We start from the raw sequence: 16,468 nt of genomic DNA on the forward strand, positions 1-16,468 counted from the left end.
GTTAATTTACCGTAAATTTCCCGATCGCAATACACTCACCAGCAGCCATAACCCCACCAGGGAAGCCGCCGCAAAGAGGATATTACTAATCAGAGACAACTGGGGAGTTTGCGCCCCAGTTGAAATCATCGCCGCCCCCATAATTAACGAACCGAGTACAATACTAAAAGACAGGCGGTTAGCCGCATCATTTAGGCTATTTTTCAGGCTAGTTAATTCTGGGATTCTAATATTCCATTTGAGAGTTTCGGAAGTAACCCGGTCTAAAAACAGTTCAATTTGACTAGGCGATCGCAATGATAAACTTTTGAGATCTAAAGCCGTCCTTAACAGAGTCTCTAGGGGGTTATCTCCTAACAATTGATTGCGGAATAACTCCGTCATCAATGGTTTAATCTCATTGAGTAAATTAACCTCCGGGTTAAAACTGCGGGTGACTCCCTCCAAATTCGCCAAAGTTTTAGCATATAATCCCATATTACTAGGGAGGCGAATTCTATTATTGCGAGAAATCTGCAAAATCTCATAGAATACCTGACTAAAATTAATTTCCGCCAGACTCAGATTATAATATCGTCTCAGCATACTATCATAATCATTAGTCAGGCGACCCAGTTGCACCGATTCCGATGATTCTGCTAATTCTAAGGTAAGTTGGGCGCAACGTCTAGCATCTATATCCACAACTGCTAGTAACATTTCGGTTAAAATTTGCTGAGTCCGAGGGTCTAGCCTTCCCACCATTCCACAATCTAAAATAGCTACCCGTCCATCATTAAGATAAAACAGATTTCCTGGGTGGGGGTCCGCATGAAAAAAGCCATCTAAATAGATTTGCTGAAAAAAGGCACGAAATAATAAACTGGTAATTTCTCCCCGGCGTGGATCATCCTCATTGGTCTGTTTCTTAGAAGGTTCTGACAACAATAAAGGTACACCATCTAACCATTCTAATACCAGTAAATTAGGAGTTGTAAATTCCCAGTAAACTTTGGGAATAATTAACTTTTCGGGGTCAAACCACCGAGTTTTTGAGAGATTTTGCCGCAATTTGTCTGTATATTCAGCTTCTGAGGTAAAGTCTAATTCAGCTTTTAAAGCGCTAGTAAATTCCTCAGCGATCGCCACAATATCATAATCTTCTCCCCACTCAGTAATCGCCACTAAATCCGCCAAAGATTTAATTAACTCAATATCCTGTTCAACAATAATAGAAATTCCTGGACGCTGTACTTTTAAGGCCACTTCTTCGCCACTTTTCAACGTAGCGCGATGGATTTGTCCAATGGATGCCGCCGCCACCGCCTCAGTTTCAATACGACTAAAAATCTGGTCTAAAGGTTGAGAAAACTGTTGTCTAAGTTGAGTTTCAATATCCCCCCAAGCCACAGCGGGAACATTAGCTTGTAAATCGGTTAAAGCATCAACATATCTTCCCGGTAGCAAATCAGGACGAGTTGATAAAAGTTGTCCTAACTTGACATAAACCGGACCCAATTCAATTAAAATATTCCGTAAAACATCAGGAGATGGTAGCCGAGGTTCTTCTGGTTTATCCCCCACTAACAAACCCCGCATATAGTCCCAGCCGTTGCTGAAAACAATTTCCAAAATTTCGCGTTTTCGGGAGCTTTTTTTAGTAATGGAGAACATAAATTTATCGGGGATAAAACGGACTTAGTAATTCCTGAAAATATCAATAAACGCGCTGGGAACTACAAAAAGCGATCGCACTCTATTTAACGGCGTAATGATAGTATCTACTGTATCCGAAATACTCGCCAGGGTCGATCGCCCCACAATCACCACATCATTATTTTGGAGAGGAGGATTATTCGGGGAATTACCTCCCTGAGTAAAATCTATTGGTAGGCGGCGCTGTTCCACAGTACCATCAGGGCGAAAGCGAATCAACTCCACCGAAGACTGATGGGCGCGAGAGGTAAACCCCCCGGCCGTCAGTATAGCTTCATTTAAGGGAGTATTAGGGGGAATTTGAACAACTCCAGACCTTTGCACTTCCCCCACCACATTAACACGAATATTGTTTGGGGAGAAACTAGCGTTAGCAATTGCCCCCATTTCCACGGGGTTAATCTCCGTAGCTGTGGGTACAAAAACCGTGTCCCCTTCCTGTAATATTGTATCCTGGGTGGCATCACCATTTTGCAGTAATTCCCAAAGATTAATAGTAATCACTTGGCGACTCCCACGACTATCAGAGCGCCTAATTTCCACCTGTCGAATATCAGCCTCTGGTTTAACCCCTCCCGCCACCTGAATAGCGCGGGTAACAGTGGGGATGCTACCACCACCCGCCGCCCCAGGGACTCCAGCATCTCCGGTGCGAGCAGTGCCAGTAACAGTATAAGGCCCCGGTCGAAATACTTGCCCAATCACAGCAATATTTAAAGGTTCACTTTGGTCAGCCGCAAAACTCGCCGCGCGGCGGTTAGATAATTGTTCCAGATTGGCCGTTTCTAAGGCAGGGATGAAGATACTATCACCATTTTGTAGAACTATATCCTGTTGCAGATTATCCCCGTCTAGGATAGGTTCTAGGTTTACTTCTAGTATTTGTTCTTGTCCCTGGTTGGTGAGGCGACGAATTTGCACCCGACTGATATCCGCCATTAGCCGAATTCCTCCAGCTTGCTTAATGGCTTGGCTAATGGTAGCGACTCCCCCTGGTCCTCCTTGACTGGGGATGGTATAGGGACCGGGGCGGCGCACTTCTCCAGATACGGCAATATCAATTAGGCTGGCTTCGTTGTTAGCAAAACTAGCCCTAGCAATTTGTCGCCCCATTTCTGGGTCAATTTCGGTGGTGGTGGGAATATAGATAACATCTCCATCCCTAAGCCGGATATCGGTGCTGAGACTACCTGTTTGCAGAAGTTCCATCAGATTTAGATTGATGATTTGCTCTGATGTTCCCAACTGGGGTCGTCGTAGTTGCACCTGTCGCAGGTCTGCGGCTTGGGTGATACCTCCGGCTAATTGTAGGGCGCGGGTAATGGTGGGAAATTGGGAACCTTCCCTAGCCATGGTATAGGAACCGGGGCGGTTGATTTCCCCTGAAATGCCTATTCTGAGGGGACGGGGAGTAATGAGGCTGATGGTTACTCTGGGGTTTCGTAATACTCTGGCGCTTTCATAGCGATCGCCTATAGCCCTAGCCGCCTCTTCTAAGGTCATGCCACTTACGGAAATACTACCAGCTTGGGGAAGGTTAACTGTACCGTCAACTAATACTTCTTGTTGACTGCTATATTGTTCGACGGGAAAAATAAATACTTGGATTACATCACCCGCACCCAAGGTATATGGGGCTTCTTGGGTTGGTGGCGCTGAAAGCTGCGAAAGGTGAGGAGGGGGGTTATTGGTGGGGTTTTCAGCCCAACTGGGGGAAGGTAAAGCGATCGCACCATAGACGAGTAGACCCAGACTGGTTAGGGAAATATATTGTTTGGCGGCATAATGGCATTTAATCATAAATACATAAGTAAGTAGCAGAGGGAGAGGGGTTGCCTAGTTAGGTATAGATTATATCCCCTAGTTTCCACCTCTCCCCCTACCAAAGGGCGATCGCGGTTATCTGTGTGTAGGTCAATTGATGATGACCTACTACGTGAGTTGTTTATGGGTTTTTTTGAGTCTCTTCCACTGTTGTTTGATTTTTTTATAAGACTCTAATGTGGACATTTTCCCGTTGGTTTGCAAAGCGGCAATATAACTAACCTGTTGAGCAAATTCTTGCAGGTTGGCGTTAAATAGCATATTTTCGGGTTGGTCTGATCCTCGATAAGGATAACGGGGGGTCAAAAAGTCGTTTAGTTCCATGATAGCCACCAGTTCAATCAAAATGTGTGATCAAGTTGGGAAATTGTTAGGGACGGCAACAGATATGCAGCCTGAAAACAGAAGATACATTCTCAGGGATGAACTTGTCAAAATCAACCCTGTTGTTTACCGTCCCTACTCCAACCTAACATTAATTTCTGGGAATGCCTGTAGCATGGGTAGCAATTCAGCTATGATCTACAGGTTATTTCTGGGGCTGTTGGGGTACTAACAGGACACCTTGACTATCTTTGAGTTCAAATTTCTTCAAGGAAGCTAGGTTATCATCTAATTCGACTCCGGGAGAGGCGATCGCCACTTTCCACTCGGATAAGTCTAATTCTAGCCAATCTCCCACGGTTACCGTCATTGGTTCCCCTCCCATATTGGCCACCATCACCACTTGGTCTTCTTCCCGGTAAGGGTTTCCTCGGACTCCATAAAACACGGTCTGAGTCTGATCACCGATTTTGTGAAACTGATCTGTTCCCATCAAATTCTGACGCAACCAAATGCGATCGTGTCGGAAGCGACGCAACTGCAAATTAAAATTAGTTTGCACAGCATTTAGATCCTCACCATAGTGAGAGACATTACAGATTTCGTAGCAGTCCTCCATAAATTTGAGGGCAAATTCTTTGAGTTTCGGAATATCGAGATCCTTGAGAAACTCCACCATTTCCGGGTGATTAATCTTTTGCAAATATTCAAGTTTACACTCTTGTGCAGAATCGCCAAAACAAGCCTGACAAGCCTCTACCACAGCGGGTAGACTATAATCAGCATCAATCATCGCCTGTTGTAAAGCCTTCCCAAACTGCTTGAGTTCTTCTAAGTCCTCAAATCCCAAACTTTTTAAACGAGAAAACACAAAATCTTGCTGATACAATTCCGGGGTGATTTGCCAATCCAAAAAGCCCATTTCTTCGGCAACAACTTTCACGCCATAGCGTTCATCAGTATTGCGGAAAAACATCCAGGGGGCTCTGGTGGTAGCATTAATAAAATCCATGGGTAAACCCGGACTAAAGCCATATACCCACAATGTCACCGCCGGATTATCATAACCATTATGCAAAACCTCCGACCAAGTTTTACCCAAATTCCAATTAATTTCTTGGTCTAACTCAACCTGATTACCCCGTCGGACGGTATCATGATTAGCGCAACCCGTAATCCAATTTTCTCCCTGATAAATCACCTCACAAACTCGTTTCCATTTTCTATCCCAAAAACCCTTTAAGGTGGGCGTATTATGAGCAAAAATCAACGGCCCCCATTGGAAGGAGTCTGGGCGCAGTTCAATCAGATCTCGATAGGTAGAAATTTCCTCCCATCCTTCCTCTGGCCAGGGTCTGCCATCTTCAAAAATAGTAAACAGTAACCGTTGATAGCCGCCAATATCTTGGACGACATCACTCATGGCTAACAAATAAGCATCATCCTGTTCCACGAAGCCAGTTAAGGGATTAAAAAAGCGGAAATCTTGACCGCCATCAATGCGAATCCCATCAACTCCGGTATTCATTTTACGGCGCTGCATTTCTAGCAAAATTGCCCGCACCGTTGGCAGTTGGTGGTTTAAATCCTGACCATACATATTCTGCCCTTTTAGGAACTGACGATTCAGGAGTAATTCTGATTGGTTATCAGCATGACCATAAACAATGTCATAAATCACCTGAATGGGTCCGGTAGAGAAATTATGCAATGTGGCAATAAAATCCACTACCTCATCAGGGCGACGACTGCCTAGAATTGCGGGATTTGTGGTAGAAGAACCTAAAATTGGCACATCATAGCCCCAATCCTGGGTATCGGGTTTGCTAAGATTAATCTCGATAATGTCTTCATCTTCTGACATGAAGGCGAAAAACTCACTTTCGGGACTATATTCATCCCTAAACTCGATGGGGGGTTCTGTCGGTAGCAGTTGGACAGCACCATAACCGATATAGTTTTCCTCGAGGGGGGTCAGAGGAATATTTTTGGCTAATTTATCGGAAATGCGACTATAAAGGCTGGTTAATCCCTCAAAGGTTCCAGCAGCGGTGGCGGTTCCTACATGAAGTTGCAGAATGTTTTTGGGAGCCCGAACCCTGGGAATTAATCTGGGGTTGGGTAGGGGGGAGAGATCATCATCATGTAGATCAATGGTGGGGTGGCGGGAGGTTCCCCGACGGCTCAAATATTCTAGGTCGGCGCGTTGGGCTTGTAGGGTTTCGATGTCGTAAAGTTCGGCGGGTCCGAATACTCCATAGGGAAGGGAGTAGGCTAGGGGGTCACGGATGGCTTGCAGTTTTTCGGCTTGGTCAATGTAGCGCAGCCAATAGAATGATCCGACTTGCTCTCGGCTTCCGGGTTCCATTCCAGCCACAACCCCCCAGTGATATTCTCCCTGTTGTTTGAGGTTGAGTCGGGTACGGTGGAAACGGACTACTTGCTGATCTGCCCGCAGGTCTATTTCATCTATGGGGGTGAGTACCTCTAGGAAAATCTCTAGCCTCCGCATGACTTGGGAGGTTAATTTGGGGGTCCAAAATCCGATTTGTGTGAGTCCGTCTCCTAGCCAGTGCGCTCCTAATTTTTGGGCGAGAATTTGCGCTTTTTCAAAATAGGAGGCTTTGGAATGCTCGACGGTCGCTGCCCAATTTAGCAGATTTTCGGTTTCTTCGTCTACCAGTTTGATGGTGGGTTCTGTTGTGGTTACCAAAACTAACTTTCTACTTGACTCGACAATTTAACTCTAGTCTAACCCAGGGGTTTCCGACTCTAGCGTTAGTTTTAAATTTGCGATCGCTTCCCCCATTTGTGAATCAACCCTAGGATAGATGTTAACTATGGTTAAGTTTTGTTAACCTGCGAAGGCTAGGCTCCAGTAATAGAGTTAAAGTGTAATAGGTCAATGGCTCAATTGACCATTAGGTGCGGTATCGCTCAAATGTGGTTGATGTTTGATGGCGATCGCATAATTATAGCCTACCTACTGTATGGCGTTGATGGGAAGTTAACACTAACATACTTAACCATCAATTTGTTGTTGTCAATATAGTTTTCATGAATAAATCTATATATCCCTGTTCATCAAGCAAGTCAACTCGTAAATTGACCCACAGACGCGCTGTATTTTAGCGTGGGAGTTGACCGCAAATGAACATGGCGCGAGACTCCTGAAAATTCAGGCGATCGCATAACTGTAAACCTCAAAATTGTTTCACGGAAAACACAAAAATTATGAAATCTTCACTGGTAATTCTGTACCATCGCGAACCCTACGATGAGGTAATCGAAAATGGAAAAATTCACTACCGAGCCAAAAAAAGCCCTAATGGTATCGTACCGACCCTAAAAAGTTTCTTTGCTAACGTTAATAAAGGCACTTGGGTAGCTTGGAAACAAGTAACGGCGAAGCAAAAAGCGGACTTTCAAGAAAGAGTAGAAGTAGAAGATGAAGGCAACTATACTGTGCGCCGCATAGCCTTAAACGCGGACCAGGTTAAACATTTTTACCACATCACCTCTAAAGAGGCATTCTGGCCAGTTCTACACTCGTTCCCCTACCATTTCACCTCGGAAACAGCAGACTGGGAAAACTTTACCACGATTAATCGTTTATTTGCAGAAGCAGCCTGCGAAGAGGCGGCAGATGATGCCTTAATTTGGATTCATGACTATAACCTATGGTTGGCGGCGCGCTACATTCGGGAAATGAAACCGGATGCACGGATTGCGTTCTTTCATCATACGCCATTTCCGTCGGTGGATGTGTTTAATATCCTACCTTGGCGACAGGAAATTGTGGAGAGTCTTTTATGCTGCGATTTAGTCGGTTTCCATATTCCTCGCTACTCGGAGAATTTTGTAAATGTCGCCCGCAGTTTGTGCGAGATAAAAGTGGTTAAACGGGAACCTGTAGCCCCTCATCTTACCAAAGTAGGAACGGCTTTAGCAGAACCAGAAATGGTCAGCCAACTTGAGTATAAGGGTCAAATAGTGAATATTGACGCTTTCCCGGTGGGTACAAATCCGGGTTTCATAGAATCGGTTTTAGAGAAGCCAGAGGGTCAGTCACGATTGACGGCAATTAGTAAAGAATTAGGCGATCGCAAATTGATTTTGGCTGCGGGTCGGGTGGATTATGTCAAGGGAAATCGGCAGATGTTAGAAGCCTATGAGCGACTGTTAGAACGTCGCCAAGATTTACATGGAAAAGTTCAGTTTCTGATGACTTGTGTATCGGCGGCTGATGGGATGCGGGTTTATAAAACGGCTCAACATCAAATCGAGCAATTAGTAGGGAAAATTAACGGCAGATTTGCGCGCCTAGATTGGATGCCGACTTTGTTATTTACCCAGCCTATACCGCTGTCGGATTTGTTTTCCTATTACCGATTAGCTGATGTCTGCTGGACTACTCCCTTGCGGGATGGTTTGAACCTGGTAGCTAAAGAATATGTGGTCGCCAGAGAAGATCGCGGCGGTGTCTTGGTGCTGTCGGAATTTGTGGGGGCGGCGGTGGAACTTCCCCAGGCGGTTTTGACTAATCCCTATTCGACTCAGCGCATGGATGAGGCGATCGAATATGCTTTGGCTATGGACCCCCAAGAACAAAAACAGCGGATGGCTGAAATGCATAAAACTGTAGTTAAATATGATGTCAAGTATTGGGCGGATCATGTGTTTGAACGTTTCGAGTCTATGACACATCAAAAAGCTGCTGTTAAACAGGCGGTGGCTGTTTAAAAAACTCGCCATTCGGTTAATTGGTGATACCATGCGGAAAGGACATCAATTAGCCGAATTTCTGATGTTAAAGTAGCCAAGAAAACTAAACTCTAATCATCATGGGAGACTATCAAAAAATTCAGGCGGAAACCTACGATTTAATTGTGATTGGCGGTGGTATAAATGGAGCCGGAGTAGCTCGTGATGCGGCGCTGAGGGGCTTAAAAACTATTTTAATTGAAAAAGGGGATTTTGCGGGGGCGACCTCAAGCTGGTCTACTAGGCTGGTTCATGGAGGATTACGTTATCTGGAATATTTCGAGTTTCCCCTAGTGCGTGAGTCCCTGCGAGAGCGAGAAATTTTACTGCGGACAGCGCCCCATTTAGTTAAACCACTGTTATTAACTGTACCAGTTTATGGGGGGCGATCGCGTCCTTATTGGAAAATTTGGGCGGGAATGCTGCTTTATGATGTGTTCAGCTATGACAAGAGTTTACCGACTCATAGAATGCTACCTAACACCCAATTTCAGCAATTATTCCGGTCCTTAGATAAGGAAAATCTGAAAGGCGGCGCTCAGTATTATGATGCTCAAGTAGAATATGCTGAGAGGTTGTGTCTGGAAAATATTATCGCGGCTAAACAAGCGGGCGCAACCATTCTTAATTATGTGGAAGTGACGGGACTTGACCGGGAAGGAAAACGCATTAATAAACTGAATTGTCGGGATGTTTTCAGTGGGGAAACTTTTACGGTTAAGGGTAGTCCGAAGGCGGTAGTTATCAATACTTCTGGCCCTTGGGTCGATCGCGTTTGTAAATTGGGGCGACAGAAAGACGAAGCCGCGCCCATTGGCACAACTCGCAAAATCGGTGGCACTAAAGGCAGCCATATTATTGTAGATCCCTTCCCTGGTGCGCCGGAAACTTCCCTATATGTAGAGGCAAAATCCGACGGACGACCGTTTTTTATTGTGCCTTGGTTGGGAATGTATCTCATTGGCACTACGGATATTTATTTTAATGAGAATCTGGAAGCCATTAAGGCAGATAATGATGAAATTGATTATCTGTTGCGGGAAACTAATGGCATTCTTCCTACCGCTGAACTTTCGCGTCAAGACGTGAAGTTTACCTATTCTGGGGTCCGCCCCCTTCCCTATGTGGAACCTAGCCAAAAAACGGCTGCTATCACCCGGAAACACATTGTTTATGACCATGATAAAGATGGGGTGGAAAATCTGCTATCTTTGATTGGTGGAAAACTAACCACCTATCGCCAGGTGGCGGAAGAGTTGGTTGAGGCGAGTTATCAGAAAATGGGGCGACCTGCGCCACGGTGTGAGACGGACACGCCACTACCTGGGGCAATTTTCCCTAATGATACTCGCATCGGACAAGCCCTTTATGATTATCGCCCCCAACTACCTCTCAAAACTATTCATCATCTGTTTTCGATTTATGGGGCGCGGGCGCTGGAGGTGTTGCAGCTAACTGATGAACATGAAGAGTTGAGGGAAAAAATTACCCCGGCTTTACCTGATATTAAAGCCCAACTGGTCTACGGAGTGCGATCGGAAATGGCAAAAACTTTGGTGGATATTACCCGGCGACGAACTACTCTAGCGATGCACGCGCGCTATGGGTTAGATTTATTACCGACTATCACTGAGACTCTGCAAAAATATGCGGGCTGGACTCAAGAAAAATGCGATCGCGAACTGGTAGCCTACCATGACTATATGCGGTTAAACTGCATTCCCGATTATGAATTGGAGGCTGGGGAAAAGGCTGTATCACCTCAAATGGTTTAACCATTGGTGATGCTGAGGGCTAGTCCCTGTGAAAATGTACCCTTGTTTAGATAGAATAACGAAGATTTTATGGAATTTCCAGATAAGGAACAGGCAACCCTGACAGTTTTGGGGGCGGGGGCTTGGGGTAGTGCGCTGGCTGAGTTGGCGGGTCATAATGGCCATAAAATTAATCTCTGGTCTCGCCGTTTAGGTAATACTTTGGAGGAAGCGGTAGAAGGCGCTGATTTAATCGTTTCTGCTATTTCTATGAAAGGGGTGGCGGCGACGGCGGGAAAACTCCAGGAAATTGGTATCCCCGATCATGTTCCTATTCTCACTGCGACTAAAGGCTTGGACGCGGAAAGTACCCGGACTCCTTCTCAAATTTGGCACGAGGATTTCCCAGATCATCCCATTGTGGTACTATCTGGACCTAATCTGTCGGCGGAAATTGAACGACATCTTCCGGCGGCGACGGTGGTAGCAAGTGCTGATATGGCGGCGGCGGAGTTCGCCCAAAAGCTATTTGCTTCCAGTTTGCTGCGGGTTTATACCAGTAATGACCCCATGGGGACGGAGTTGGGGGGGACTTTGAAAAATGTAATTGCGATCGCCTCTGGGGTTTGTGATGGTTTAGAATTGGGCATTAATGCCAAATCTGCCCTCCTGACCCGGGCGCTAACGGAAATGATCCGCATTGGGACCCATTTGGGGGGACAGACAGAGACGTTTTTTGGTCTGTCCGGTTTGGGGGATATGTTAGCCACCTGTAATAGTGCTTTAAGTCGTAATTATCGGGTGGGTTATGGTTTGGCTAAGGGTAAAACCTTGGAGGTGATTTTACAGGAGTTGGGTAGTACCGCCGAAGGGGTAAATACCACTAATGTACTGATTGCTATTGCTAACCGCGAAAAAATTCCGGTTCCCATTTCTGAAGAGGTCTATCGCTTATTGAACAATGAAATCAACCCCCAAGAAGCGGTTGAAGCCTTGATGGAAAGGGATTTAAAACCGGAGTTTCACGAACAAGAGTTTTAATTGTGTTTAATCACTGGTTGGGGTTTGCTGTTGGGGAATTTTGATGATGAATTCGGTTCCGGTTTCGGGGTCGGATTTAACTTCGATGGTTCCCCTATGGCTTTCGGTGATAATTTTATGGCTGAGACTTAATCCCATACCTGTACCTATTTGGGGGGGTTTGGTGGTGAATAGGGGTTCAAAAATGCGTCGCATACTGATTCGGGAATGCCGTCACCATTATCATAAATCCTGATTGTTACCCAACCCTCCCCTGATTTATCCGAAGTTTCCGCCTCCGTCGTAATCTTAATTTGGGGCTGAAACTCATTATCTTCTTCTCGGTTAGTATCCAAACTGTCGATCGCATTATTTAACAAGTTCATAAACACCTGATTAAGTTGCCCTGGGTAGCATTGCACCTGGGGCAATTTCCCGTAGTTTTGAACCATCTGAATCCCGCGACCTTTTTTACCTTTAATACGTCCTTGTAAAATCAGGAGAATATCTGCCAGACCTTGATGAATGTCAACGGTTTTTAATTCCCCATCATCCTGCTTATAAAAATTACGCAGAGACTCCACCAAATGGCGGATTCTGTCGGTTCCCAGTTTGATTGATTCTAGCAGTTTCGGAAAATCTTCTAGCAGAAATTCTAAATCAATATCCTCGATTCTTTCCTCAATGTCTGCCGCAGGTTCGGGATAAGTTTCACCATACAACTCTACCAATTCCATTAAATCTTGAGCGTAACCAGTCGCATGGTTAATATTACCAGTCACAAAGGAAACCGGGTTATTAATTTCGTGGGCAATACCGGACACCATTTGCCCCAAATTCAGCATCTTTTCGCTGTATAAGAGTTGTTGATAAGCCTGTTTTAAATGTTTATTTTGGGCAGAAATTTTTAAACCACATCGCACCCGCGCTAAAAGTCCATCAATTTCAATGGGTTTGCTCATCCATTCATCCACTCGGTATTGAGCAGTTAAGTCCGCCATTGAACTAGAATCCTCTAGTTGTTCCTGGGCGGTCAAGATGATGAAAAAGGTAGGGGCTAATGTGGGATGGGAACGCAGTTTCTGACATACTTCTAAGCCATTTAACTCCGGTAACATCCAATCACAAATAATTAACTCTGGGGACAGACTTTCGGCTAACTCTAGGGCGGTTTTACCATCTTCTGCGATCGCCACTTTATACCCTTGTTCTTCTAGGGTATTCTGTAGAATCATTTGGGTGGCGATGTCATCATCAACAATTAGAATAGTTGCCATGGGTTGATATTGATTAATTGAGTAGTTACTGTGATGTTAGTTAGTCTATTTTGCCATGTTTTGTGATCAGCTATAAAATTTTTGTTCAATAAAACTATCCACCCGGCTAAGATTTTCCGCGAGGGAGTCAATTAGACTCATACATCCCTCGATAGTTTGGTGGCGGGCTTTTTGTTCGATATCGGCGGCGATCGCAGTTAAAATCGCTACTCCCACATTACCACTAGAACCTTTGATGCGGTGAGCTACCATAGCCATAACTTGAAAGTCTGATGCGCTGGTAGCTTGGCGCAGTTTCGCTAGATCTTGGTGAGCATTTTCCATAAATACAGCCAATAGCTTTTTCTGAAATTCAACCTTACCCCTAGAAATTGTCTGGAGGCGGTCTAAATCGACCAGCAGGCTGGGTTTATCCTGGTTTTGGTTATTTTGTATGGTTTTGCGGGTCTGGCTGGGTGTAGGGGCATTTGTGCCGGGCATTTGTTGCCGACGGGCGGCCCAAGTTTGCAGTTTAAATGCTAACTCCTCCTGGGTTATGGGTTTGCTGATATAATCATCCATACCTGCTGATAGGCATTTTTGGCGATCGCTAGGCATGGCGTGGGCGGTGAGGGCGATGACAGTGGTATGGCGATCGTTTCCTTCCCGTTTCCGTAGTTCCTCAGTTGTGGCATAACCATCTAATTTAGGCATCTGACAATCCATAAACACTAGGTCATAATGGCGATCGTTTAATAATTCCAGCACCTGTTCTCCATTTTCCGCCAAATCAGCTTCAATACCTAATAAACTCAACTGATTTAACAATACCTGTTGATTAATAGGATGATCCTCAGCCAGTAAAACTTTTAAATCCAAACCCGCAGGGGAGAGGGTGCTAGAATTATCCCCCAAGCTATCACGACCCGAATGAAACTCGGCTAAATTCACCGTAATTTCATTAGCCATAGCTGTGAGTAAAGCATCAAATAATCGAGAAGCGCGCACAGGTTTAATTAAATAACTTTTAGCCAAGCCATCATCTAATAAATCTTCCACCGAACTTAGGCGGCGCATAGAAGTCATTAGCACTAACTTAGTCGCACTCATGAGGGGTTCATTTTGGATAACTGCCGCTAAATTTTGCTTTCCATAAATTAACAGATTTTGGTCAAAAATTGCCAAATTAAAGGGTTGGTTATTATGGGCGGCATCACGCAACTTTGACAAAGCCATTTCTGGGTCGGAGGCTTCCTGAAGTTCCATCCCCCAAGATTGAATCAGATAGCGGACAGACTGGCGCACACTCGCATTAGCATCGACCACCAAAATTTTTAACTTAGTTAAGGTATCTGGTAAATTGGGAAATGATGCAGTTTTGGATATAGAAAAAGGCAGAGTAAACCAAAAAGTGCTACCTTGATCAACCACACTTTCCAAGCCAATTTCTCCCCCCATAACCTCTAAAAGTTGCTTACAAATTACTAAGCCTAACCCGGTTCCTCCAAATTTACGGGTGGTGGAAGCATCTACCTGAGAAAAAGCCTCAAATACCCGTTCTTGAGCCTCAGCCGGAATACCAATGCCAGTATCTTGCACTTCATAACGTAATGTCAAAGGAGCATTAATATCATAGTTAGGAGGGCGGCTAACTCGCAGGGTTACTTCTCCAGCGGGGGTAAATTTAATGCCATTACTCATCAAATTTAAAAGTACCTGTCGCAGTCTACCGGGGTCGCCGCGCAGATAACGGGGAACATTGCGATCGACAATAGCCGCTAATTCAATGCCCTTATTTTCAGCCTGAGCCGCCAATAAATCAATGATATTTTCTAGGCATTCTTCCAGGTCAAAATCTAGTTCTTCTAGTTCAATCTCTTGGGCTTCTAATTTGGAGAAATCGAGAATATCATTAATGATAGACAAGAGATGATCGGCACTGGTGCGAATCGCCTGGACAAAATCTTTTTGTTTAGTATCTAGTTCAGTTTTCAGCAATAATCCAGTCATCCCCAAAACCCCATTCATAGGGGTTCTAATTTCATGGCTCATATTAGCGAGAAATTGGGATTTTAGCCGAGAGTTTTCCAAGGCTGCTTCTCGTGCTTTCACCAATTCATCAATGGGATAAGTGGCAATAACCACCCCGCCTATTTCCTGATTTAAGGTATACCAAGGATGAATCGCCCAGCGAAAATATCCCTGGGAACCATCGGGATAAGTCATCACATCTTCCGAGCAGGAAATAACCTCGCCAGCAATAGCTTTACGGTACAGTTCTCGACAGGTTTCTGAGATATGGGGGAAAATTTCATAGTGGCTACGACCAACTAAGGATTCTTGGGGAAGATGATACTCTTGTAGCCAGCGATCGCTATAAGCTATATAGCGCATAGAACAATCTAAAATGGCTACAGCCACGGGAGCATTAGTAATAATTTGCTGGAGTTGTTCTCGCTCTTTTTGGAGGGTGCTAGTTTTCAGTTTTCGGGATGTTATATCACGTTGTACAAAGACAAAATGGCTGACTTTTCCCGTGTCATCAGTGACCGGAGAAATACTAAGATCCGCCCAATATTTCGAGCCATTCTGACGGTAGTTAATCAATTCCACTTGTATCGACTCACTCTGGCTGAGGGCGACTTCAACTCGCTTTAATTGTTGCTCGTCTGTGTCTATTCCTTGCAGAATATTGGGATTTTTACCAATGATACCTTCGGGCTGATATCCGGTCAGATTAGTAAAGGCTTTATTAATATAAACTATCTGGGAATCCGTCGTGTTTTCGGGGTTAGATTGAGCGATCGCGATCGCATCAGTGGTGTGGCTGACGGCTGATTCTAGTAACCTAAGCCTCTGTTCTTGGTGTTTGCCTTCCGTGATATCACTACCAATATTACACACGGCTAAAATATGTCTATTTTGATTAAAAATCGGAAAATTTACGGATATAAATTGGCGAATTTTACCATGATAATTGACTATATTTTGGTGAGTTTGCTGCACTCTACCACTGTCGAAAACTTTTTGATCCGATTCTTGTAGTTTTTGGGCGATAGTTGTTGGCAATAAATCATAGTTGGTTTTACCAAGAATCTCCTGGGCTGGTCGATTTAAGAAAATTTCGCACTGACGATTAACCATAATATAACGGTTTTGACTATCTTTGGCACAGATCAGCGCCGGACAGTTATCAAGAATAGCTTGCAGCAAATGTTTCTCTTGTGTAGCATTCGTGGCTATCACTTGCTGCTGTTGAATTTGTAGTTTTAATTGTTTAATGGTTTCCTGAAGTTCAGCGGTCTGATCTTGAATGGTCAACAGAAGATCTGATTGGCTATTTTTGACAGGTGCTTGTGTGTGTTGCCGTGGGTAGCGGGTGGTTTCTGGCCAAGAATTAGGGTTGAGGAGTAGACCATTTGAGTTTTGGAGTTGGGGGGTTGACTCACCCAGCCCCAGACCGGGGATTAATTTAAGTAGTCCCTGGATAATTGATAGGGAAATAATGAAAGCGATCGCCCCTACTGTTAAAATCAGGTTAGGTGTAGGATTTAACCAAGTCTCTCCCTGTAACAGAATAAAGCTACCAGTACAGAGGACAAACAACGCACATAGAAAGATTAATCGGCGCAGGGGAAGATCCCGCCAGCTCCAGATGATGTAGAATAACAGCAGGGCGAGAATGTAGTCAGCGATCGCCAATAGAAAAGATACCCTCTGTGGTAACACCATTGGCTCTATAAATCCTAGGTGGGCGATTAAAGCTAGATCTGGGGCTGATAGTTGACTGACCATTGCCATTACTGTTAAAACCATTAATACTGAAATTTG

The 16,468-nt window shown here is 44.7% G+C and carries 9 protein-coding genes and 1 pseudogene; 4 read left to right on the forward strand and 6 right to left on the reverse strand.

Annotated features, from left to right (window positions below; all coding sequences use genetic code 11):
- Nucleotides 1–6: 6 nt before the first annotated feature.
- From HFV01_RS13440 to gghA, 4 genes are all read right to left on the reverse strand, one after another.
- Nucleotides 7–1,653: an ABC1 kinase family protein gene (locus HFV01_RS13440; RefSeq protein WP_006669177.1), complete on the reverse strand. Its 1,647-nt coding sequence runs from the start codon at nucleotides 1,651–1,653 to the stop codon at nucleotides 7–9.
- Between the two features lie 24 nt (nucleotides 1,654–1,677).
- Nucleotides 1,678–3,495, reverse strand: a complete 1,818-nt coding sequence (locus HFV01_RS13445; RefSeq protein ID WP_006669176.1) for a polysaccharide biosynthesis/export family protein — start codon at nucleotides 3,493–3,495, stop codon at nucleotides 1,678–1,680.
- A gap of 132 nt (nucleotides 3,496–3,627) precedes the next feature.
- Nucleotides 3,628–3,843, reverse strand: a complete 216-nt coding sequence (locus HFV01_RS13450) for a DUF7219 family protein (RefSeq protein WP_006669175.1) — start codon at nucleotides 3,841–3,843, stop codon at nucleotides 3,628–3,630.
- Between the two features lie 205 nt (nucleotides 3,844–4,048).
- Nucleotides 4,049–6,556, reverse strand: coding sequence for a glucosylglycerol hydrolase (gghA, locus tag HFV01_RS13455; RefSeq protein WP_193521190.1), 2,508 nt, complete (start codon nucleotides 6,554–6,556; stop codon nucleotides 4,049–4,051).
- 192 nt (nucleotides 6,557–6,748) lie between these two features.
- Between gghA and HFV01_RS13460 the strand changes: the two genes are divergently transcribed.
- From HFV01_RS13460 to HFV01_RS13475, 4 genes are all read left to right on the forward strand, one after another.
- On the forward strand, nucleotides 6,749–6,895 hold the full coding sequence (locus tag HFV01_RS13460; protein WP_008050757.1) for a hypothetical protein: 147 nt from the start codon (nucleotides 6,749–6,751) through the stop codon (nucleotides 6,893–6,895).
- A gap of 182 nt (nucleotides 6,896–7,077) precedes the next feature.
- A complete protein-coding gene (gene ggpS / locus HFV01_RS13465; RefSeq protein ID WP_006625703.1) occupies nucleotides 7,078–8,586 on the forward strand; it encodes a glucosylglycerol-phosphate synthase in 1,509 nt (502 codons plus the stop codon).
- 101 nt (nucleotides 8,587–8,687) lie between these two features.
- Nucleotides 8,688–10,382, forward strand: a complete 1,695-nt coding sequence (glpD, locus tag HFV01_RS13470; RefSeq protein ID WP_006625704.1) for a glycerol-3-phosphate dehydrogenase — start codon at nucleotides 8,688–8,690, stop codon at nucleotides 10,380–10,382.
- 69 nt (nucleotides 10,383–10,451) lie between these two features.
- On the forward strand, nucleotides 10,452–11,402 hold the full coding sequence (locus tag HFV01_RS13475; RefSeq protein WP_193521191.1) for an NAD(P)H-dependent glycerol-3-phosphate dehydrogenase: 951 nt from the start codon (nucleotides 10,452–10,454) through the stop codon (nucleotides 11,400–11,402).
- A 6-nt stretch (nucleotides 11,403–11,408) separates the two neighbouring features.
- Here HFV01_RS13475 and HFV01_RS13480 read toward each other — a convergent pair.
- Both HFV01_RS13480 and HFV01_RS13485 read right to left on the reverse strand, forming a co-directional pair.
- Nucleotides 11,409–12,658, reverse strand: a pseudogene (locus tag HFV01_RS13480) (hybrid sensor histidine kinase/response regulator).
- A 66-nt stretch (nucleotides 12,659–12,724) separates the two neighbouring features.
- On the reverse strand, nucleotides 12,725–16,453 hold the full coding sequence (locus HFV01_RS13485) for a PAS domain-containing protein (protein ID WP_193521192.1): 3,729 nt from the start codon (nucleotides 16,451–16,453) through the stop codon (nucleotides 12,725–12,727).
- Nucleotides 16,454–16,468: the final 15 nt, after the last annotated feature.

This window comes from Limnospira fusiformis SAG 85.79, assembly GCF_012516315.1.
Classification (GTDB): Bacteria; Cyanobacteriota; Cyanobacteriia; order Cyanobacteriales; family Microcoleaceae; genus Limnospira; species Limnospira fusiformis.